Origin of the sequence: Herbaspirillum sp. C7C2, from assembly GCF_022627865.1 — a bacterium.
Lineage (GTDB): Bacteria > Pseudomonadota > Gammaproteobacteria > Burkholderiales > Burkholderiaceae_D > Herbaspirillum > Herbaspirillum frisingense.
Genome location: NZ_JABXGI010000004.1, coordinates 47,387 through 69,074 on the forward strand (window position 1 = coordinate 47,387; position 21,688 = coordinate 69,074).

Consider the following 21,688-nt stretch of genomic DNA (forward strand, 5'->3'; position numbering starts at 1 on the left):
GCATGCCCATGCAAAACTGCCTGATCCCCGCCGACCTGCTGAAGAAATCCGACAAGATCCTCTTCATCGCCCATCTGGCCCTGGGCGACTTCACCTATCTGCAGAATTTCTTCAAAGCTTTCGCCGCGCAGAATCCGCATCTGAAGGTCCACCTGTGGGTCGATGAAGTGCGCCGCACGGCTGACGCCAGCCAGTGGCCGCACCTGAAGAAGTATTCGCTCTACGACTGGACGGCCGCCTGCTCCTTCTTCGACAAGGTCTACACCCGCACCTACAGTCCGGAGCTGTATCGCGCCTCCATCGCCGAGGCGCGTGGCGAGCACTATCCCATCGTGGTATCGCTGGCGACCCTGCGCCCGCACCTCTACGCCGGTCTGGCGCGCGAGATCAGTCCGGAAGGCTGGGTGGTCGGCATGCGCAAGAAGGTCTCGCTGTTCCAGCCGCATCATCTGCTGGCCTACCGGCAGCTGGATGCCGAGATGCCGAGCTACCGCAGCAACGATCCGGAGCATCACATCAGCGATGTGTATGCCTTCTGGTTCCGTCAGTTGAGTGGACTTGAGGTCAAGGACGAGGCGCGGTTCCCGTTCGTGGACATCCCCTTGCAATGGCACCAGTATGCGCAGGAGCAACTGGTGCGCTGGCAATTCGCCGCACGCAGCGGCAAGCTGGTGTTCATCAATCCCTACGCCAAGACCAGGAAGCGCTGCTGGACGCTGGAACAGGTGGCCGCGCTGATCCAGGCCATGCAGGCGCGCGAGGGCTGGCAGGATGCCTGCTTCATCGTCAACGCTGTACCGCAGGAACTGGCCAATGCGCGCGAGGTGATCGGCCGCTACCAGCTGCAGCGCACGCAACTCTTCAGCGCCGAAGAGAACTTCTTCCAGTTGCCGGCCATGCTGGCTGAATGCGACCTGATCATCTCGGTGGAGACGGCCGTGATGCACCTGGCCAACGCAGTACGCGTGCCGGTGATCGCCCTGATGCGGCAGAAGAATCCGGAATGGGTACCGGTCGATCGCGCCAACAGCGTCGTCATCACCGCCCCGGGCCGCCGCGACTGGGTCAAGGCGGTCAGCGTCGAACAAGTCATGAAAGCCATCTGATGAACGTCCCAAGCCAAGCAGAAATCCAGGCGCAGCCCGGTAACGGCAAGCCCTCCTTCCACATTGCGTTTTGCGTGGACAACAATTATTTCCGCGCCATGGGTGGCACCATTGCTTCCATCGTGGCCAATAATCCGGGGCAGCATTTCACCTTCCACGTGCTGGCCTTCGAAGTATCGGAAGACCATCAGCGGCGCCTGAAGCAGCTTGAGTCGATGTATCGGGTCAAGACCGAACTACACCTGCTGGACCTGAACGATTTCACCCAGTTCTCGCACTTCCTGGGCCATTCGCATTATTCGCTGTCGATCTTCACACGCCTGGTGATCCCCACCGTGCTGGCCGAGGTGACCGATCGCGTGCTGTATCTGGACGCCGACATCCTGTGCTTCAACCGCGTCGACGAACTGGTGGACATGGATATCTCCAACGACATCGCAGTGGTGGTACCGGACGCGCCGGTGACGCTGCAACGTCGGGTGGCGGCACTGGGACTGGCACACAACGAATATTTCAACGGTGGGGTGATCTTCATCAACATCCGCAAATGGCTGGCCGAAGACATCACGCCCAAGACGCTGGAAGCGCTGCTGGACAGCAAGACCGACATGCGTTTCAACGACCAGGACGCGCTCAACATCGTCCTCAACGGCCGGGCGCGATATCTGTCACCGAAATGGAACTACCTGTACGACCTGATCCACGACCTCAACGTCAACAAGTTCGCGCTCAAGCCGGTGGGCAAGGCCATCTTCGTGCACTTCGCCGGTGCCGTGAAACCATGGGCGGCATGGAGCCGACATGAGGCCTGCGACCTGTTCCGCCGTTACCTGGATATCTCGCCCTGGGCCGACATGGCACTGGACCAGGAGCCCCGCAACACCAAGGAACTGCGCATGCATTCGCGCTTCATGTACCGCCAGGGACGCCCGCTGGAGAGCCTGAAGTGGTATGTGCGCTATCTGCGCAAGCGCCGCGCCCGCTAAACTCGCCCACCAAGAAGAACAGACTCACTTTCGTTCCTGCCATGCCGATCACCAGCAAGCACATCCTCATCAGTCGTACCGACAACATCGGCGATATCGTCCTGACCCTGCCGATGGCAGCGCGCCTGAAAGAACTCAACCCCGGGGTCAGGATCAGCATGCTGTGCCGCCGCTATGCGGCCGACGTGGTGCGCTATTGCGACGACATCGATGACGTCGTGGAAGAAGAGGATGTGGGAGAGAATCTCTATGGTTTCCTGCGTGCCAGCGACATCGACACCGTGATCCTGGCCCAGCCCAACCGCGACCTGGCCAAGGCCGCCTTCTTCGCACGGGTGAAGCACCGGATCGGCAATGCGCGGCAGAAGGTGTACCAGCTGATCTACTGCAATGACAGGGTGCGCTTCAGCAAGGGCTTGTCCGAGAACCACGAGTCACAGATCAACTTCGAGTTCCTGCGCCCCTATGGCGACAGCCATATTCCGACTCGCGAACAGATTGCCGACAGCTATCATTTTTCGATGCCGGTTGACGCCGGGATCGCGGCAGAGTTTGCGCCCCACGCGTTCAACCTGATCCTGCACACCAAGTCCAATGGCCACGGCCGCGAATGGCCGGTAGAGCGCTATACGGCGCTGGCACAGACACTGCAACAGCAACCTGGGCTGCGTATCTGGCTCACCGGCAGCGCCGACGAAGGAAAGTGGCTGGAGCAGCATGCCGGCGCCCTGCTGGCTCTGCCGCACGTGGTCAATACCTGCGGCACGATGAGCCTGGCGCGGTTGACGCAATTCATCGCTCAGGCCGACGGCCTGATTGCCAGCGGTACCGGTCCGCTGCACCTGTCGGCAGCGATCGGTCAGCGTACCCTTGGCCTGTTCCCCCCGACGCGCCCCATGCACCCCGGTCGCTGGGCGGCACTGGGCAAGCGCGCCAGCAATCTGTGCACCGATCAACCGTCCTGCCAGGGCTGCGAAAAACTGCGCATCATGACCTGCGATTGCATGCTCGCCATCAGCGTGCAGAGCGTGCTGGACATCGTCCAAGGCTGGATCGCCGACCGACAGGCATCGCCGCAATAGCGGCTGACCAGCGCGGCTAGGCGTTCGCGGGCAGGCCGGCCGAAGCCTGCTTGCACCGCCCTATCGCGCAGAAGAAGATGGCCAGGTTGATCGTGTAGAAGCCATTGAGGATCACCCAGAAGAACATCACATCGGTAAAGTCGAATACCCAGTAGCCCAGGCACAAAGCCACGCCCATGGCGGCGTAGGTCCTTACCTTCACGTCGGCGTGCCCCAGTTCCCGCCAGAACATCACCAGCGGGACCAGGTAGGTCAGCACCCAGGCCACCAGGCCGCCAGTCCCCCACAGCGCCATCTGGAACAGCATGCCATTGTGCGAGTGCGGAAGCTCGGCCACGGCGTTGGAGATCTCTCCCTTGTCGGCCAGGCGATGCAGTTCCGGCTTGAATCCTTCCCGCCCCACGCCGAATCCAGGATGCTCGCGATAGAGCTGCCAGGAACCGAGCCAGATCTGCAGGCGCTGGCCCACGGAAGTTTCGCGGTCACTGCGATCGGAATACGCCTGGATGTCATCACCGATGTCGTAGATGCGATGCTTCACCATGTCGCTGGAGAGCATGGCAACTCCCACCAGTACCAGCGGCAGCAGCAGGATCAGCATCTTGCGCATCATGCTCAGTTGCTTCAGATACAGGATGAGGAAGACCGCATAGAACGGCAGCACCAGCCAGGTGCCGCGGGTCTTGACCATGAAGGTCACGCCCAGGGCCAGGACGATGGCCACGATGCGCAAGCCGCGCGTCAAGGTCGACATCGGCAGTTGCAGTGACAATAACAGCCAGGTGCCGATGAGCATGGCCGCGTTCGAAAACGCAATCCCTGCCATGAAACCCAGGCTGCCGGAATTGGGCAGGCTGCCGCCATCGGTGATCATCCAGGCCTTGGCGAAACACAGGACGCAGGCCAGCATCCAGGCCCATGGCAGCCAGTCCAGCGCCATATCGGTCACGCGCCAGACCGCCAGGAACACCATCACGAAGAAGGCCAGCCGCAATGGGCGGTCATAGTCACGGAAGGTGAAGTGCCCCACACCCACCTGATGGATCAACACTGCCAGGGCCGGCAGGGCCATGACGATGAAGAGCACTTTCATCGATGGCAGTTGGGCCTGCCACCCGGGCGTCTGGTGGCGATAGACGAACAGGGTCACGATGCCCAGGAGGACCAGCAAAAACAGACTGGCATTGGACAGGTTGGGCAACACCAGGCCTAGCGAAGAGAAGGCCAGAAGGACGGCGAGCGACGGCAGCCGACACGAGGAAATCTGCATGGTAATTATGTTGTTTTATGTGACTGGGACCCGACAGACTAGTATTCGACCACCACCGCCTCCTTGCCGAACGACGCCACCAGGGTCGATTGCAGGCTGTCACTGGGATTGACGCGCCAGGCGTCGCCCAGCACCACCTCGCAGGCCGCATCGGATTGCTGGTAGCGCATCACGAAGGGCAGGCCCTGCTCCTGGCGGTGTGCCGACAGCGTGTCCCGCAGCTGGTTGGGATCAACCGCCTTGTTCAGCGACACCACCATGCGCACGCCATATTGGATACGCGCCGCGCCCAGGTCCATGACCTTGTCGGCGGCCACCCGCAGGCCACCATTGAAGCGGTCTTCCGAGACCTTGCCCGAGACCACCAGCAACTCATCTTCCTTGATGAGATGCTTGAAGGGTTCGAAGAGTTCGTTGTAGATGGTGGCTTCGATCACGCCGGTGCCATCGTCGAGCGTGCAGATCACCAGCTTGCCGCGCTGGGTCATCTGCACCCGCACGCCGGTGATGATGCCGGCCAGGCTGCGCGGCTCCCAGGAGGGTTCCAGGCTGGCGATCTTGGTGCGTACGAAGCGGCGCACTTCCTTTTCATAGGCCGAGAACAGGTGACCGGAGAGATAGAAGCCCAGCGCGCCCTTTTCCTCGGTCAGGCGCTGCTTGTCGCTCCAGGGCGGCACTTGCACGTATTCCAGCGGGGCTTCCAGGTCGCTGTCGTCGCCGCCGAAGAGGCTGACCTGGTTGGCCGATTTCTCGGCCTGCTCGGCGCTTTCCCAGGCCAGGTTGACCGAGGCTTGCAGGATGGCGCGATCGACCTTGAAGCAGTCGAAGGCGCCGGCACGGATCAGCGAATCGATGGTGCGACGGTTGATCTGTTTCTTGTCCACCCGCTTGGCGAAATCGAACAGGTCCTTGAAGGGGCCGCTCTTGCGTGCTTCCAGGATGGCTTCGATGGCATTCTGCCCGGCGCCCTTGACCGCGCCCAGACCGTAGCGGATCTGGGTCGCCTTCTTGCCGGGCTCGCCCACCGGCATGAAGCGGTAGTCGGACTTGTTGATGTCCGGCGGCAGGATGGCCAGCTTGCAGATGTCGATCGCATCTTCGATCAGGATCTTGACCTTGTCCGTGTCTTCCATGGCCAGCGACAAGTTGGCGGCCATGAACGCGGCGGGGTGGTGGGCCTTGAGGTAGGCGGTGTAGTAGGACAGCAGCGCGTAAGCGGCCGCGTGCGACTTGTTGAAACCGTAGCCGGCGAACTTTTCCATCAAGTCGAAGATCTCGTCGGCCTTGGCCTGGTCCAGCCCGTTCTTGGCCGCGCCTTCGCGGAACAGTTCACGGTGCTTGGCCATTTCCTCGGCCTTCTTCTTGCCCATCGCCCGGCGCAGCAGGTCGGCGCCGCCCAGCGAGTAGCCGCCGATCACCTGCGCCATCTGCATCACCTGCTCCTGATAGACCATGATGCCGTAGGTCTCGGAGAGAATGTCCTTGGTACGCGGGTCGGGATAGTCGAAGGCTTCGCCGTGCTTGCGTTTGCAGAAGTCGGGAATCAGGTCCATCGGGCCGGGACGATACAGCGCCACCAGGGCGATGATGTCCTCGAAACGGTCGGGGCGTGCGTCCTTCAACATGCCTTGCATACCGCGGCTTTCCAGCTGGAACACGGCGACCGTCTTGGCCTTGGTCAGCAGTTCGTATGAGGGCCGGTCGTCCAGCGGCAGCTTGGCCAGGTCGAACTCGGCCATGGCCGGGTCCAGCATGCGGATGTAGCGCACCGCGCGATCCAGGATGGTCAGCGTGGTCAGGCCCAGGAAGTCGAACTTGACCAGACCGACGGCTTCCACATCGTCCTTGTCGTACTGCGATACCACGCCGGAGTCGCCACCCTGCGTGTAGAGCGGGCAGAAATCGGTGAGTTTGCCGGGGGCAATCAGCACGCCACCGGCGTGCATGCCGATGTTGCGGGCGATGCCTTCGACCTGCTGGGCCAGGCCCATCAACTGCTTGACCTCTTCTTCGTTCTCCAGCCGCTCCTTCAGCAGCGGCTCTTCCTCGATGGCATCGGCCAGCGTGACCAGCTTGCCCGGCTTGAAGGGAATCAGCTTGGAAATGCCGTCGCAGAAGTTGTAGCCCAGGTCCAGCACGCGACCCACGTCGCGTACCGCGCCCTTGGCCGCCATGGTACCGAAGGTGGCGATCTGCGAGACCGCCTCCTTGCCGTAACGATCCTTCACATATTGAATCACCCGGTCGCGACCTTCCTGGCAGAAGTCGATGTCGAAGTCGGGCATGGAGACGCGTTCCGGGTTCAGGAAGCGTTCGAACAGCAGGTTGTAGCGCAGCGGGTCGAGGTCGGTGATCAGCAGGCAGTAGGCCACCAGCGAGCCGGCGCCGGAACCCCGGCCGGGGCCAACCGGCACGCCATTGTTCTTGGCCCACTGGATGAAGTCGGCCACGATCAGGAAGTAGCCCGGGAACTTCATCTTGATGATGGTGTTGTTCTCGAACTCCAGGCGCGCTTCATAGCGCGGGCGCTGCTTCTCGCGCTCGGCTTCGTCGGGGAAGAGTTCCTTGAGACGCACTTCCAGCCCGGCCTTGGTCTGGGCCACCAGGAAGTCGTCGATGGTCATGCCGTCCGGCGTAGGGAAGTCCGGCAGTTGTGGCTTGCCCAGCTGCAGCACCAGGTTGCAGCGCTTGGCGATTTCGACGGTATTGGCAATGGCCCCCGGCAGGTCGGCGAAAAGCTCGGCCATCTCGGCCTGCGACTTGAAGTACTGCTGTTCATTGAAGCGCTTCACCCGGCGCGCATTGGCCATGATCTCGCCTTCGGCGATGCAGGTGCGGGCTTCGTGGGCGATGAATTCTTCCGGGCTCTGGAACTGGACCGGATGGGTAGCCACGCAGGGCAGGCCCAGCCTGGCGCCCAGGGCCACGCTCTGGCGCACTTGTACATCCATGTTGGGTTGGCCGGCGCGCTGCAGCTCCAGGTAGAAGGCACCCGGGAAGATATCGGCCCAGCGGCGGGCGCAGGCCTCGGCCTGGGCCAGGTTGCCGTTGTCGATGGCCTGGCCAATGTCGCCCAGACCAGCGCCGGACAGGGCGATCAGGCCATTGCCACCTTCCTGGTGGCGCAGCGCCTCCAGCCACTCCATGCGCACTTCGGCGCGGCCCTTGTACTGGTTGTTCAACCAGGCCTGGGACAGGACTTCACATAGCTGCAGGTAGCCATGACGGCTCTTGATCAGCACCAGCAGCCGGAACGGCTTGTCGCGATCGGCATCGTTGGTGATCCACAGGTCACAGCCGGCAATGGGCTTGACACCCTTGCCACGCGCTTCCTTGTAGAACCGCACCATGCAGAACAGGTTGGAGAGATCGGTCACCGCCAGAGCGGCCTGGCCATCCTTGGCAGCGGCCTTGACGATGTCGTCGATGCGCACCAGGCCGTCGACGATGGAGTACTCCGAGTGCATTCGGAGATGAACAAATTGCGGGGTAGTCATAGGACGACATTTTACCGGAGCTTGGGATGCACTTCGGCTTTGCGAGACCAGCTTTTCACAGGAATTCAACTGCCTGTGAACAATTTACACAAATCTGCTCGAAATATTGCTAGAAGCCGCCTTGATCTGCATCAGAGAAGCGACATCCAGCCGGGCAGGCGCCGGCAAATTGCTGCGAACGCCTGGGCCGCGCGTATATAATGCTGACAATTCAAAGACTTAGAGCTGAGTAACGAACCATGCAGTCCCCCGATACACCGTACGTCAACATCGCCGCCTACAAATTCGTCAGCTTCGACGATACCGCTGAAAAGCGTCCCGAATTCCTCGCGTTTTGCCAACAACACAACTTGCGTGGCACGGTGATCCTGAGCCCGGAGGGCATCAACCTGTTCCTGGCCGGCCTGCGGCCGGACATCGACGCCTTCCTTGCCTGGCTGCGCGCCGATCCGCGTTTCGCCGACCTGATCGTCAAGGAAAGCTATTCCGAGAAGCAACCGTTCACGCGCATGCTGGTGAAACTGAAGGCTGAAATCATCACCATGAAGCATCCGCTGATCAAGCCCGAGCTGGGCCGGGCACCCTTCGTGGAACCCAGGGAGCTCAAGCGCTGGCTGGACCAGGGCCATGATGACGAGGGCCGTCCGGTGGTGATGGTCGATACCCGCAATGGGTTCGAGGTCGATGTCGGCACCTTCGAGAACACGGTCGACTACCGCATCAGCAAGTTCACCGAATTCCCCAAGGTCATCGAGGACCACAGGGCCGACTTCGAAGGCAAGACCGTGGTCACCTTCTGCACCGGCGGGATCCGCTGCGAAAAGGCCGCCATCCACATGCAAAACATCGGCTATGACCATGTCTACCAGCTGGAAGGCGGCATCCTGAAGTATTTCGAGGATGTCGGCGGTGCCCACTACAACGGCGACTGCTTCGTCTTCGACTACCGTACCGCCCTGAGCCCGGAACTGAAGGAAACCCAGACCGCCCAGTGCTTCGCCTGCCGCGCCGTGGTCACGCCACGCGAGCAGTTGTCGCCAGACTATGTGCCGGGCAAGTCCTGCCCGCATTGCGCTTCGGCGCAGCGAAAGGGTGAAGAAACACAGGAAACCGCGTCCGCCCAGGCCTGATCGCCCGTCCTGCAGCAATGAAAAAGCCGGCCCCAGTGAACTGAGGCCGGCTTTTTTGCGTCCGCCGTGGCGGTTGCTGGATGCTTCCTGCTGCTTACTTCTTGAACTTGGCTGCGGTTTCCACCACGCGTGCACCGAAGAGCTTGGCGGTTTCCAGGTCGCCCGGCAGCGGGCCTTCTTCCGGCGAGGAATCCGACGGGCTTTGCGCCATCAGGCCCGAGAAGGAACCGACGAAGTTGATGTCGTTGCGTTGGGCAGCCTTGCTGTTGGAGGGCATCAGACCGGTGCCGACCCAGATCATGCTGTGCTGCATGCCCAGGGTGAACAGGTAGTGCAGGGTCGAGAGCTTGTCGCCGTTCATGGTCGCCGAGTTGGTGAAGGCGGCACCGACCTTGTCCTTCCACTTCTGGCTGAACCAGGGCTTGGAGGATGCGTCGGCAAACTTCTTGAACTGCCAGGACACGGTACCCATGTAGGTCGGCGAGCCGAAGATGATGGCGTCGGCCGCATCCAGGCTGGCCCACTGCGCGTCGGTGATGGTGCCTTCGGCACTGATAGCGATGAGTTCGACATCGGCGCCGGCAACGCCAGCAGCGCCGGCCTGCACGGCTTCAGCCTGCTTCTTGGTGTGGCCGTAGCCGGAATGGTAGACGATGGCAACTTTGGTCATGACGGGTATTCCTTCTCTAGAGAGTGAAGTGACACGGTGGAAAATCCGCCGGTGTGATCGGTACCGGCGGGCAATGCGACTACGGGACTACAGAATCATGGGGCTGCCGCAGCAGACACCCGAATCCATCAGCGCGGCAGGTCGAACAACAGGACTTCCGCCTTGTCGCCGTCGCTGATCTCGATGCGGTCGACCGCACTGAGCTTGACGGCATCGCCGGCTTCCAGGGCCTGGCCGTTGACGCTGACCTTGCCACGGGCCACGTGAATATATCCGAGGCGGCCTTGCGGCAAGGCATAGTCGGCACGCTGGGCACCGTCGAACAGGCCGGCATACAGCTGGGCGTCCTGATTCATGCTGACTGAACCGTCGCGACCGTCGCCGGAAGCCACCAGGCGCAGCTTGCCATCCTTGTCGGCGGCCGAGAAATGCGCCTCCTGGTAGCCAGGGTCGGCACCGGCGCGGTCCGGCATGATCCAGATCTGCAGGAAGTGGGTGGTCCCGTCCTGGGAGTGGTTGTACTCCGAGTGCCGTACCCCGGTGCCTGCGCTCATGCGTTGTACGTCACCCGGACGGATCACGCTGCCGTTACCCATGCTGTCCTTGTGGGCCAGCTCACCTTCGAGCACGTAGGAAATGATCTCCATGTCGCGGTGGCCGTGCGTACCAAAGCCCTGGCCAGCGGCCACGCGGTCCTCGTTGATCACGCGCAGCGGGCCGAAACCCATGTGCTTGGGATCATAGTAATCCGCGAAGGAAAAGCTGTGATACGAATCCAGCCAACCGTGGTTGGCGTGGCCACGATCGTTCGCTTTGCGAAGTTCCATCATGTCAACACCTCTTTCTGAAGTAACGTACAGACCGGAAGTGGTTTGTACAAAATGTTTGTCGATGGCGTCACTATAGTGGCTAACTTTTCCCGAGATAAGGTCTAAAATCCGTAGTGTTCATTCAAAAATTTTAAACAAGGGAAAGCGACGTGAACCTGACCCTGGAATCCCTGCTGATCCTGGACATGATCGACCGCAAGGGTAGCTTTGCCGCCGCTGCCGTGGCACTGGACCGCGTGCCCTCGGCGCTGACCTACAGCGTGCGCAAGCTGGAAGACGATCTCGACGTGCTGCTGTTCGACCGCCGTGGCCATCGAGCCCAGTTGACACCGGCCGGGCTGCAATTGTTGCAGGAGGGCCGGCACCTGCTGCTGGCCGCCAGCGACCTGGAACAGCGTGTCAAACGCACCGCCACCGGCCGCGAGACCGAGCTGCACATCGTGCTCAACAGTCTGATCCCCTTCGACAAGATGCTGCCCATCATCGAAGCCTTCGATCGCGAACAATCCGGCACCCGCCTGCGCTTCACGCCCGGGGTATTGACCGGCGCCTGGGAAAAGCTGATCGAAGGCCGCGCCAACCTGGTCATCGGGGTGACCCTGGATGGGCCGGAGGTCGTGCGCACCAGTGGCCGCTTCCAGATGCAGGAACTGGGCGCCGTGGACTGGGTATTCGCGGTAGCGCCGCAGCACCCGCTGGCCACCGCCAACGAGCCCTTGTCGGCCGAGCTGGTACGCAGCCACCGCGCCATCGCCGTGGGGGACAACAGCCAGTCGCTGCCGACCCTGACCATGGGCCTGCTGTCAGGCCAGGAAACCCTGACAGTGGCCACCGTGGCCGACAAGCTGCAGGCGCAGCTGGCGGGCCTGGGCTGCGGCCATCTGCCCCGCATCTGGGCGGAACCCTACCTGACCTCGGGGGCGCTGGTGGAAAAACAGACCCTGGCCGCCAAACCCAACGACAATTTCATGGTGGCCTGGCCCAAGGCTGAACAGGGCAAATCGCTCAAATGGTTCATCCAGCACCTGGCCCAACCGCAGGTACGTGCATCACTGATCGGGCCGGTCGCCGCGCCGGAGCCAATGTGAGCGCCTGCGCCTACGTCGGCCGCTTCGCACCCTCCCCGTCCGGACCACTGCATGCGGGATCGCTGGTGGCTGCACTGGCCAGCTACCTGGATGCACGCGTCCATGACGGACGCTGGCTGCTGCGCATCGAGGATATCGACGAAACACGCACCGTGCCGGGTGCTGCCGATGACATCGTGGCGACCCTGGCGGCGCTGGACATGCATGCCGACGGCCCGGTACTGGTCCAGAGCCAGCGCAAGGAGCGTTACCAGCTGGCCCGGGAGAAGCTGGGCACAATGGTGTATCCCTGTGGTTGCAGCCGCAAGGAAATCGCCGATTCACGGGTGGGCACTGCCAGTGACGGCGCCGCCATCTATCCCGGCACCTGCCGCCACGGCCTGGCACCGGGCAAGCAGGCCCGCACGCTGCGGCTACGCGTGCCGGATGCCGGGCAGCCTGGGGAACGGGTGCAGTTCGAAGATCGCTGGCTGGGACCGCAGACGCAGCACCTGGCCTCGGAGGTGGGGGATTTCGTCTTGCAGCGGGCCGATGGCTTCTGGGCCTATCAGCTGGCGGTGGTGGTGGACGATGCCGAACAGGGCGTGACTGACGTCGTGCGCGGGGCCGATCTGCTGGACTCGACGGCACGGCAGATCTACCTGCAAGGCTTGCTGGGCTATCCGACCCCGCGCTACCTGCATGTACCGCTGCTGATGAATGAGATGGGGGAAAAGTTTTCCAAGCAGAACGGCGCGCAGGCACTGGACCTGGGGCAGCCGCTGCAGCAGTTGCAACAGGCCGCCGCTTTCCTCGGGCTGGCCAGGGAGACGGGCCAGACCCGCGACCGGGAAGGTTTCTGGAATGGCGCGCTCACCGGCTGGCAAGCGCGTTTCGGCTCGCGCTGAAAGACGCGCTCAGCGCTTGGGCATGCCGCCCAGCAGGGCCGCCACCTTGGGCTTGGGACGGTTGTTCTTGGGCAGTTCCGGCTTGGTGGACACGGTCTCGACGGCGCTGGGCTCGTAGGGCTTGAGGAACCAGGGATCGACCTTCTCGCGACGCGGCGCAGCGGAATAGCCATCGCGGCTGCTGCGGCTGCGTTCGCCGCGGTCGCTACGATCACCCCGATCACTGCGTTCGCCACGTTCGCTCCGGTCGCCACGATCACTGCGTTCACCGCGTTCATGACGCGCACGGGGAGCAAAACCAGCCAGCTCGGCACGTTCGAATTTCTTCTTGATCAGCTTCTCGATGTCGGTCAGCAGACGGTCGTCCTTGTCGCAGAACAGCGAGATGGCGTCGCCCGAGGCACCGGCACGACCGGTACGACCGATACGGTGCACGTAGTCTTCGGCGTTGTAGGGCAGATCGTAGTTGATCACACAGGGCAGCTCGGCGATATCCAGGCCACGTGCAGCCACGTCGGTGGCCACCAGCACTTCGATCTGGCCCTGCTTGAAGGCTTCCAGCGCGGCCATGCGCTCGCCCTGGGTCTTGTCGCCGTGGATGGCGGAGGCCTTGACGCCTTCGGCCAGCAGGGTACGCGCCAGGCGCGATGCGCCGATCTTGGTGTTGGAGAAGACGATCACTTGCTTCAGTTCGCGCTGGCGAATGATGAAGCTCACTGCATCGGCCTTGGCCGCCTCATCCACCTTGTAGATGGTCTGTGTGACGTTTTCGGCAGTGGCGTTGCTGCGGGCCACTTCGATGGTGACCGGGTTGTTCTGGAAGCTGGCGGCCAGCTTCTTGATTTCCGGCGAGAAGGTGGCCGAGAACAGCAGGTTCTGGCGCTGCTTGGGCAGCAGGTTGATGATGCGCTGCAGGTCCGGCAGGAAGCCCATGTCCAGCATGCGGTCGGCCTCGTCCATCACCAGGATCTGGGTCTGAGACAGGTTCACCGTCTTCTGCTGCACGTGGTCCAGCAGGCGGCCCGGAGTGGCGATGACGATTTCCACGCCGGCGCGCAGGATGGCGGTCTGCGGCGACATGTCCACGCCGCCGAAGACCACGGTGGAACGCAGCGGGGTGAAGCGGCAATAGGCGGCCACGTTGTCGGCCACCTGGTCAGCCAGCTCGCGGGTGGGCGTCAGGATCAGGGCGCGCACCGGGTGGCGGGCCGGCGAGGCGCTGTGGCTGGCGTGTTGCAGCAGGCGCTGGATGATGGGCAGCGAGAAGCCGGCGGTCTTGCCTGTACCGGTCTGGGCGGCGCCCATCACGTCCCGGCCTTGCAGCACCACAGGAATGGCCTGGGCCTGGATCGGGGTGGGATGGACATAGCCTTGCTCGGCCAGGGCTTTCAGGATATCGGGCGAGAGGCCGAAATCTTCGAAGCGGACGGCGGGTGCAGCCGGTGCTGCGGACGCGGACGTGGTGTCGGACATGGTTTATTGCGAACGGTGCGACAGCGCCGCGGCAGCCGCCAGGCGGCTCCGGTGCATGGGGTGCATGCGCACGGGTTCTGATTGCTTTCTGTGTTGATGTGTTACGGGCGAACCGGCCAAACCTGAGCGGCCGGGCGCTTCGGATGATGCAAAAGATGCTGACCGGGACGACGACCTGCCACGCCCGGAACTCCCTATTATACGCCGCATCGCCAATCGCTTCATGACAGTTTGGTTTCTGCCCCCGGCCAGCCGGGGCCGGCAGGCCGGAAACCAGGTCAAACAGCCGCCCGCAAGAACCGGCTGGCGCGGCTGTGGGAAGGCTTAGCCGATGGTGATGTTGATATCGGGCAAGCCGTCGACATGTCCCTGCAGGCGATCGCCCTTGACCACCGCCCCCACGCCTTCCGGCGTTCCGGAGAAGATGATGTCTCCCGGGAACAGCTCGACAAGACCCGACAGGTAGGAAATGGTCTCGGCCACGCTCCAAATCAGGTCCGACAGGTCGCCTTGCTGGCGCACTTCGCCGTTGACCTTGAGCCACACCGCGCCGCGCTCTGGATGGCCGGACTGGGCCACCGGCACGATCGGTGCGCAGGGTGCGGACTGGTCGAATCCCTTGGCCATGTCCCAGGGGCGGCCCAGCTTCTTGGCCTGCGCCTGGATGTCACGGCGGGTCATATCCAGGCCGACGGCATAGCCGTAGACCAGATCCAGCGCCTGTTCCACCGGGATATCGCGACCACCCTTGGCCAGCGCCACCACCATCTCGATCTCGTGATGGTAATCGGCGGTAGCGGCCGGATAGGGCAGCACGGAGTCGGTCGGCACGATCGCATCAGCCGGCTTCATGAAGAAGAATGGCGGTTCACGGTCCGGGTCATGGCCCATTTCGCGGGCGTGGGCGGCATAGTTGCGACCGACGCAATAGATGCGACGGACCGGGAATGGAGCACCACCCACCACGGGGATCGTGGTCTGGGCGGGTGCGGGGATGGCGAAACTCATCGGGAAGACTCCGTAGTGGCGTGATCGTTGTGGCGCAATACCTGCATGAGCACTAATGAAGATAAGCGGTCGATGCCGGCTTGCGTCGACCGTCAGTTGTCTGACGTCGTCCTAGTGTAAAAGAAAAGCCACATTGCCGCTTGCGGCGACCCAAGCAGCCGCAAGGAAGATATAGGCGGCAATTCCACCTGTAATCCGCTGGATAAATCGGAGTGAATTTGGGACACTTGCTGCACGCTCAGGCCGGCCACGCCGCCTGCCCCCTTTTCTCTCCCGAACCAGTCCATGCGTCAGCAAGCCAATCCTTCTCTCATCCTGCTGCAAAAAGCCCTCGCGCTGCATCAAAAAGGCGATCTGGCGCCGGCCGAGGAGCTGTACAAGAAAGTCCTGCTCAAGCTGCCCCGGCATTTCGAAGCCAATTACCTGTATGGCATGCTCAAGCTGCATCAGGAAGACTGGGCCGCCGCCGAGGCGCAACTGGCGAAGGCCATCGACCTCAATCCCGGCCACCTGGATACCTACTTCGACCACGCAGGGGCGCTCGAACAACTGGGCCGGGACGAGGAAGCCGTCGCCCGCTACGACCACCTGATCGCCACCAAACCTGATTTTTCCGACGCCTTGCTGCGGCGTGGTACAGCCTTGCGGCGTCTCGGACGTTCCGCCGAAGCCCTGGAAGACTTCGCGCGGACGCTGAAGATGAACCCGGACAATCCCGATGCCTGGTTCCAGCAAGGCAATGCGCAGCACGACCTGTTTGCCTACTCCGACGCACGCCAGTCGTATAGCTCGGCCCTGACCCTGCGCCCGGACTTCATCGAAGCCTGGTTCAACCTCGGCAATACCTGCAAGGACAGCTACCTGCTGGAAGAAGCCCTGGCCGCCTACGACCGCGCACTCACGGTAAAGCCTGATTTCTACCAGGCGCTGTCCAACCGGGGCTATGTCCTGGTGCAGCTGCAACGCCCGCTGGAAGCGCTGCAAGCCTATGACCAAGCCCTGGCGCTGGACGATAGCTCGGCCGACCTGTGGTTCAATCGGGGCTCGACCCTGGAAACCCTGCGTCGCTTCGACGAGGCCACCGACTCCTATGATCGCGCCCGCCAATTGAATCCAGACGCCTCCTCCGCGCCGTGGAACGACGCCCTCATGCAATTGCTGCAAGGGGACTACCAGAATGGCTGGCGCGCCTACGAGGCGCGCTGGTACACCGAACAGATGCAAGGTCAGTTGCGCCACTTCACCGAGCCGCTCTGGCTGGGCGATTTTTCGCTGGAGGGCAAGACCATCCTTCTGCACGCCGAACAGGGCTTTGGCGACACCCTGCAATTCGTACGGTACGTGCCGCTGGTGGCAGCCATGGGCGCACGCGTGATCCTGGAAGTGCAACCCGCACTGGTCAAGCTGCTGGGCAATGTCCCCGGGGCGGCCGAGGTCATCAGCAGCCAGCGCTTCATGCGCCCGGCCTTCGATGTGCACTGCCCATTGATGAGCTTGCCGCTGGCGTGCCAGTCATTCAGCGAAGCAGACATTCCGCGCGCGCCCTATCTGTTGCCTGAGGCCAGTGCCTGGAACGACTGGGCGCAACGCCTGCCGCACAACCGCGCCCTGCGTGTGGGACTGGTCTGGGCCGGCAGTTCGGCACAAACCCATCCGGACGCCGTGCGCATCGACGGTCAACGATCGCTCCCCTTCGATGCGCTGGCACCGGTGGTGGAACTGGCACGCGAGCACGCTCAGCTGGAATTCTATTCGGTGCAGGTCGGCGACACGGCGCTGGCCCAGTTGCACAGCCATCCGCTGGCCAGCCACGTCAAGGATTGCTCTGGAGCACTGCGTGACTTCGCCGACACCTCGGGGCTGCTCGCCCATCTGGACCTGCTGATCAGTGTCGACACCTCGGTATGCCACCTGGCCGGCGCCTTGGGCAAGCCGGTGTGGCTGCTCAATCGCGTCAATACCTGCTGGCGCTGGCAGCTGGACCGTAGCGACACCCCCTGGTATCCCTCCTTCACGATCTTCCGCCAGACCCAGACGGACGACTGGAACGAGGTCATTGCCCAGGTCCGCTCAGCACTCCAACAACGCCTGACCCAACACTGATACCATGCGCGCCGTCGCGGATGGACGACCATCCGTCGGAACCTGGCGCGCCGGTCTGCCTCATACCCTTCAGGCAGGCCTCAATGACCCGATGCATTCCGACCGGCGGCGACGCCCTGCGTGCTGCCGCCCCTACGGAACGAAGACAACAAGGACAACCCTATGCAAACCGGAGCCCCCTCTCCTTCTACTTCCAAGACGCAGGCCGACGGGCCGCGCCTGCTGGCCGATATCGGTGGCACCAATGCCCGCTTCGCGCTGGAAACGGCACCCGGCCGCATCGAACAGGTGCAGGTGCTGCGCGGTGCCGACTATCCGGAATTCACCGATGCCGTACAGGCCTATCTCCAGCTGGCAGGCCAGCCACCAGTCCGGCACGCCGTGGTGGCCATCGCCAATCCGGTACAAGGCGACCAGATCAAGATGACCAACCACGACTGGGCCTTTTCCATCGAGGCTGCACGGCAATTGCTGGGGCTGGACCTGCTGCTGGTGGTCAATGACTTCACCGCGCTTTCAATGGCGGTCCCGCAATTGCGCACCGACGAGCGGCAGCAGATCGGTGGCGGTGCGCCCAAGAGTGGTCAGCCGATCGGCCTGGTCGGCGCTGGCACCGGGCTGGGTGTGGGCGGTCTGGTCCGCGGTGACGGCCACTGGTTGCCACTGGCCAGCGAAGGCGGGCATGTGGCCTTCGCCCCGGCCAATCCGCGTGAAGCGGCGGTGCTGGCCTATGCCTGGCAATTCCATGAGCACGTATCGGCGGAGCGCCTGGTGTCCGGCCCGGGTCTGGAGTTCATCCATCGCGCCCTGCTGGCCATCGACGGCCGTCCCGCTGCGGAGTTGAAGGCGGCTGACATCGTGGAAGGCGCGCTCCAGCAAGGCGATGCCATCTGCCGCGAAACGGTGGACCTGTTCTGCAGCATGCTGGGTACGGTGGCAGCCGATCTGGCGCTGACGCTGGGTGCGCTCGGCGGCATCTATATCGGTGGCGGCGTGGTTCCACACCTGGGGGATTATTTCGCCCGCTCACCCTTCCGGGCGCGCTTCGAGAACAAGGGGCGCATGTCGGTCCTGACCCAGGCCATTCCGACCTATGTGATCACGGCGGAGTATCCGGCTTTCACGGGCGTGTCGGCCATCCTGGCAGATCGCCTGGACGCCCGCCGATAGCGCGTATCCAACATGCCGGCCGCCGCACATGGAGCGGCGGTGTAGTTTCTTCGGAAGGGGGGACTTGCAGAACGCCGTCATGACGAACATAACGGCTGAGATGAAATCAAGAGGCGAGCCTTGTCTGCGGCACTTGTGGGAAATAGCTGTGGCTGCTTCGTTCCCGACCTGACCAGGTTGACCATGCCACAATGCGCAGGGGCCCGCCGGGGTGAATTGTATCCCAATTTACATCACCCCGGCCAGCTAATTCATTGCACCGCATCAGAAAGGGCAAGGCCGCGCAAGTGCGTCAACAATGTGCGCGGCCTCCGGATGCTGATCCACTGCTTCAGTGACGCCGGCACATCAGATGCCGAGATCCTTCCAGATGGTATCGACGCGCTTCTTCACCTCATCGCTCATCACGATCGGCGTTCCCCATTCGCGATTGGTTTCGCCCGGCCACTTGTTGGTCGCGTCGATGCCCATCTTGCTGCCCAGCCCACTGATGGGCGAGGCGAAGTCCAGGTAATCGATCGGCGTGTTATCGACAAGGACGGTATCGCGTACCGGGTCCACACGCGTGGTGATGGCCCAGATCACTTCCTTCCAGTCGCGGATGTCCACATCCTCATCCACCACCACGATGAACTTGGTGTACATGAACTGGCGCAGGAAACTCCACACCCCGAACATCACCCGCTTGGCGTGGCCGGCATAGGACTTCTTCATCTGCACCACCGCCATGCGGTAGCTGCAACCTTCCGGCGGCAGGTAGAAATCGGTGATCTCGGCGAACTGCTTCTGCAGCAGCGGCACGAACACTTCATTCAAGGCCACGCCGAGCACGGCCGGCTCGTCAGGCGGCTTGCCGGTATAGGTGGAGTGATAGATGGCATCGCGTCGCATGGTGATGCGGTCGATGGTGAAGACCGGGAACCAGTCCTGCTCATTGTAGTAACCGGTGTGATCGCCGTACGGTCCTTCCAGAGCGTGCTCGAATCCGGAAGCATGTTTTTCATCCGGATAGATATGCCCTTCCAGCACGATCTCGGCCGAGGCCGGCACGCGCAACTCGCTGCCCATGGCCTTGACCAGCTCGGTGCGACTGCCGCGCAGGAGACCGGCGAACTGGTACTCCGAGAGGTTATCCGGCACCGGTGTGACTGCTCCTAATATAGTAGCCGGGTCGGCACCCAGGGCAACGGCCACCGGATAGGGTTTTCCGGGGTGCGCGATGCAGTGTTCGCGGAAATCCAGCGCACCACCGCGATGGGCCAGCCAGCGCATGATGACCTTGTTCGGACCCAGCACCTGCTGGCGATAGATGCCCAGATTCTGACGCTTCTTGTGCGGCCCCTTGGTAATGACCAGCCCCCAGGTGATGAGCGGTGCAATATCGCCAGGCCAGCAGTGCTGGATCGGCAGGCGCGACAGGTCCACGTCCTTGCCTTCCCACACCACATCCTGGCACGGTGCCGAGCCGCGCTCCTTGGGCGCCATGTCCCACAACGACTTCACCAGCGTGCCCAGATCCAGCACATCCTTGATGCCCTTGGGCGGCTCCGGCTCCTTCAGACGCGCCAGCAGATGGCCGATGCGGCGCAATTCACTGATGCTTTCGGCCCCCATACCGAGTGCGACGCGATGAGGAGTACCGAAAAGATTCGCTAAAACCGGGATATTTTTCTGATCAACCTGCTCAAAAAGGAGCGCCGGACCTTCGGCTCGCAGGGTGCGATCGGCGATTTCGGTCATCTCCAGATGCGAGGAAACCGGGTGCGCGACCCGTTTAAGCTCCCCTTTTTGTTGCAACTGGGAAATAAAGTCACGCAAATCAGTGTATTTCATACTTTTTAACAAATTTCTTTTTGCATCACAGCCGGCTCAACTATCCCCGGCAAACGCTTGATTCTATTGATTTTTGAAGGAAGGCCACGTTGAATATGATACACAAAAGTTATAAAGAGCTAATTTCATAGTATTGACTCGATATAAAGTGGCTTCTACAATTCGCCCACTCTAAACCGAAGAGGTGAGCCGTGGGCTCGTAGAGGCTTGAAACAAAACAGTCAAGCCAAGCAAGGTATCCAGGGATCCGGGGTCCCAGCAACTCAAGAAGTGTGTCCAGGGCGTCAGCCCTACCCCCCGAAACATGCCATCCGACGGCAGGGCCAGCAGGCCTCGCGGATGGCCTTGCCGTAACGCCTTGCGACGGTAACGTAATAGATTGCAGCGACGACAGTTCAGCCGTTTGGTCTTCACTTCTTGGCCAGGCGAGCCCTGTTTTTGCCGCAATAATGCAGGAGGTTCAATGTCCAACCAAGCTTCCGAGGCGCCTTTATCAGGCGCCCCGCAGGTGCTTCGCCGCGTGAATTTCCGGAATCTCTCCGGCAACTCGCGCATTGCTCAATTTTTCGGCATCGCCCATCGTGTTCTGACGATACTCGGCATTGCCGCGCTGTTCGTGCTGGGCCTGATGTTCTTCAATCCGGACCTGGCCGACAAGCTGATCAGCATGTCCCCCTTCTCCGACGCCACGGAAGAAGTCCAGCAAGCCGACGCCCCGGCCACTCCGGGTCTGGCCGAGCTGATGTCGCCCACGGCACCCGTGGCTCCCACCACCGCCCTGGCAGGCGTGATGGCGGCCGATACGGTGCAGCCTGCGCCGATCACCCCGCTGGCAGCGCAGAACCTGTCGGCCGAAGATCGCCAGTTGCTGGGCAACCCGCGTCAGCAGAAGCTGGTCACCAACTGGCTGGCCAAGCGCTATCGCGTGGCCAGTGACGCTGCCGACATGCTGGTGTCGGCCGCCTACCTGACGGCCCGTGACATCAAGCTCGATCCGCTGCTGATCCTGTCGGTGATCGCCATCGAATCGCGCTTCAATCCCTTCGCCGAGAGCCCGATGGGCGCGCAGGGACTGATGCAGGTGATGGCCAAGGTGCACCACGACAAGTTCCAGGAGCTGGGCGGCATCAAGGCAGCCCTCAATCCGGTCGCCAACATTCGCGTCGGTTCGCAGATCCTGAAGGAATATGTCACCCGTGGCGGCTCCGTCGAAGCAGGTCTGAAGAGCTACGTCGGCGCGGCCGATATGTCCAACGACGGCGGTTATGGCATCAAGGTATTGTCCGAGTACCAGAACCTGAAGCAGGTCGCGATGGGCAAGAACATCTCCATCTACACCACGGCAACCGTCAAGCTGCCGCCGGCCTCGGGTGTGGCGGCCAGCGCCGAGCAACCCAAGCCGGCCAACAACAATGTGGCATCGGCTGCCAAGCCGAAGGCGGAAGAACAACTCGCTGCCCTATAAGGGCCAGTGCGTTGCGATTTGGATATTACCGGTATTCAGAACGCAAAAAAGGAGCCCTCGGGCTCCTTTTTTTTATGGCCGCTGCCAGGC

General features: G+C 62.3%; 16 protein-coding genes and 1 other RNA gene. 9 read left to right on the forward strand and 8 right to left on the reverse strand.

All coding sequences use genetic code 11. The features are described 5' to 3' along the window. Positions 1 to 8 precede the first annotated feature (8 nt). The 3 genes from HWE04_RS08290 to HWE04_RS08300 are packed head-to-tail and all read left to right on the forward strand — an operon-like array spanning position 9 to position 3,174. Positions 9 to 1,106, forward strand: coding sequence for a glycosyltransferase family 9 protein (locus tag HWE04_RS08290; protein ID WP_152486717.1), 1,098 nt, complete (start codon positions 9 to 11; stop codon positions 1,104 to 1,106). Continuing rightward, positions 1,106 to 2,092, forward strand: coding sequence for a glycosyltransferase family 8 protein (locus tag HWE04_RS08295; RefSeq protein ID WP_241812094.1), 987 nt, complete (start codon positions 1,106 to 1,108; stop codon positions 2,090 to 2,092). Before HWE04_RS08290 ends, HWE04_RS08295 begins: the two co-directional genes overlap by 1 nt. Before the next feature lie 41 nt (positions 2,093 to 2,133). Next, positions 2,134 to 3,174 carry a glycosyltransferase family 9 protein gene (locus HWE04_RS08300; RefSeq protein ID WP_241812095.1) on the forward strand — a complete coding sequence of 347 codons (1,041 nt, stop codon included), beginning with the start codon at positions 2,134 to 2,136 and terminating at the stop codon, positions 3,172 to 3,174. A gap of 16 nt (positions 3,175 to 3,190) precedes the next feature. On the opposite strand, the gene HWE04_RS08305 is transcribed toward HWE04_RS08300, so the two are convergent. Both HWE04_RS08305 and dnaE read right to left on the reverse strand, forming a co-directional pair. Then, positions 3,191 to 4,444 (reverse strand): O-antigen ligase family protein, encoded by a 1,254-nt coding sequence (locus HWE04_RS08305; RefSeq protein ID WP_241812096.1) that lies wholly within the window; start codon positions 4,442 to 4,444, stop codon positions 3,191 to 3,193. Between the two features lie 38 nt (positions 4,445 to 4,482). Beyond that, complete coding sequence (dnaE, locus tag HWE04_RS08310; RefSeq protein WP_077237595.1) at positions 4,483 to 7,941, reverse strand: DNA polymerase III subunit alpha; 3,459 nt, start codon at positions 7,939 to 7,941, stop codon at positions 4,483 to 4,485. Between the two features lie 239 nt (positions 7,942 to 8,180). Here dnaE and HWE04_RS08315 point away from each other — a divergent pair, with 239 nt between their 5' ends. Continuing rightward, complete coding sequence (locus HWE04_RS08315) at positions 8,181 to 9,071, forward strand: sulfurtransferase (protein ID WP_006464658.1); 891 nt, start codon at positions 8,181 to 8,183, stop codon at positions 9,069 to 9,071. A 94-nt stretch (positions 9,072 to 9,165) separates the two neighbouring features. On the opposite strand, the gene HWE04_RS08320 is transcribed toward HWE04_RS08315, so the two are convergent. Next, positions 9,166 to 9,741, reverse strand: coding sequence for a flavodoxin family protein (locus HWE04_RS08320; protein WP_006464657.1), 576 nt, complete (start codon positions 9,739 to 9,741; stop codon positions 9,166 to 9,168). Positions 9,742 to 9,869: 128 nt separating this feature from the next. Beyond that, entirely contained in the window at positions 9,870 to 10,571 is a 702-nt protein-coding gene (locus HWE04_RS08325; protein ID WP_077237597.1) for a pirin family protein, read from the reverse strand. 149 nt (positions 10,572 to 10,720) lie between these two features. Between HWE04_RS08325 and HWE04_RS08330 the strand changes: the two genes are divergently transcribed. Both HWE04_RS08330 and gluQRS read left to right on the forward strand, forming a co-directional pair. Then, positions 10,721 to 11,659, forward strand: a complete 939-nt coding sequence (locus tag HWE04_RS08330; RefSeq protein WP_241812097.1) for a LysR family transcriptional regulator — start codon at positions 10,721 to 10,723, stop codon at positions 11,657 to 11,659. Then, complete coding sequence (gluQRS, locus tag HWE04_RS08335) at positions 11,656 to 12,546, forward strand: tRNA glutamyl-Q(34) synthetase GluQRS (protein ID WP_241812098.1); 891 nt, start codon at positions 11,656 to 11,658, stop codon at positions 12,544 to 12,546. Before HWE04_RS08330 ends, gluQRS begins: the two co-directional genes overlap by 4 nt. 9 nt (positions 12,547 to 12,555) lie before the next feature. Here gluQRS and HWE04_RS08340 read toward each other — a convergent pair whose 3' ends face one another. Both HWE04_RS08340 and HWE04_RS08345 read right to left on the reverse strand, forming a co-directional pair. Next, positions 12,556 to 14,019: a DEAD/DEAH box helicase gene (locus HWE04_RS08340; protein ID WP_241812099.1), complete on the reverse strand. Its 1,464-nt coding sequence runs from the start codon at positions 14,017 to 14,019 to the stop codon at positions 12,556 to 12,558. Positions 14,020 to 14,343: 324 nt separating this feature from the next. Then, positions 14,344 to 15,027 carry a fumarylacetoacetate hydrolase family protein gene (locus HWE04_RS08345; RefSeq protein WP_006464652.1) on the reverse strand — a complete coding sequence of 228 codons (684 nt, stop codon included), beginning with the start codon at positions 15,025 to 15,027 and terminating at the stop codon, positions 14,344 to 14,346. Positions 15,028 to 15,312: 285 nt separating this feature from the next. On the opposite strand from HWE04_RS08345, the gene HWE04_RS08350 reads away from it, so the two are divergent. Both HWE04_RS08350 and HWE04_RS08355 read left to right on the forward strand, forming a co-directional pair. Continuing rightward, the gene (locus HWE04_RS08350) at positions 15,313 to 17,130 is read left to right on the forward strand and encodes a tetratricopeptide repeat-containing glycosyltransferase family protein (RefSeq protein ID WP_241812100.1); all 1,818 of its coding nucleotides are present in this window, start codon (positions 15,313 to 15,315) and stop codon (positions 17,128 to 17,130) included. 162 nt (positions 17,131 to 17,292) lie between these two features. Continuing rightward, positions 17,293 to 18,300 carry a glucokinase gene (locus HWE04_RS08355; RefSeq protein ID WP_241812101.1) on the forward strand — a complete coding sequence of 336 codons (1,008 nt, stop codon included), beginning with the start codon at positions 17,293 to 17,295 and terminating at the stop codon, positions 18,298 to 18,300. Between the two features lie 109 nt (positions 18,301 to 18,409). On the opposite strand, the gene ffs is transcribed toward HWE04_RS08355, so the two are convergent. Further along, an RNA gene (gene ffs, locus HWE04_RS08360) (signal recognition particle sRNA small type) lies at positions 18,410 to 18,508 on the reverse strand. Between the two features lie 140 nt (positions 18,509 to 18,648). Then, entirely contained in the window at positions 18,649 to 20,133 is a 1,485-nt protein-coding gene (gene ubiD / locus HWE04_RS08365) for a 4-hydroxy-3-polyprenylbenzoate decarboxylase (protein WP_182992768.1), read from the reverse strand. A gap of 463 nt (positions 20,134 to 20,596) precedes the next feature. Between ubiD and HWE04_RS08370 the strand changes: the two genes are divergently transcribed. Continuing rightward, positions 20,597 to 21,598, forward strand: a complete 1,002-nt coding sequence (locus tag HWE04_RS08370) for a transglycosylase SLT domain-containing protein (protein ID WP_241812102.1) — start codon at positions 20,597 to 20,599, stop codon at positions 21,596 to 21,598. Positions 21,599 to 21,688 lie beyond the last annotated feature (90 nt).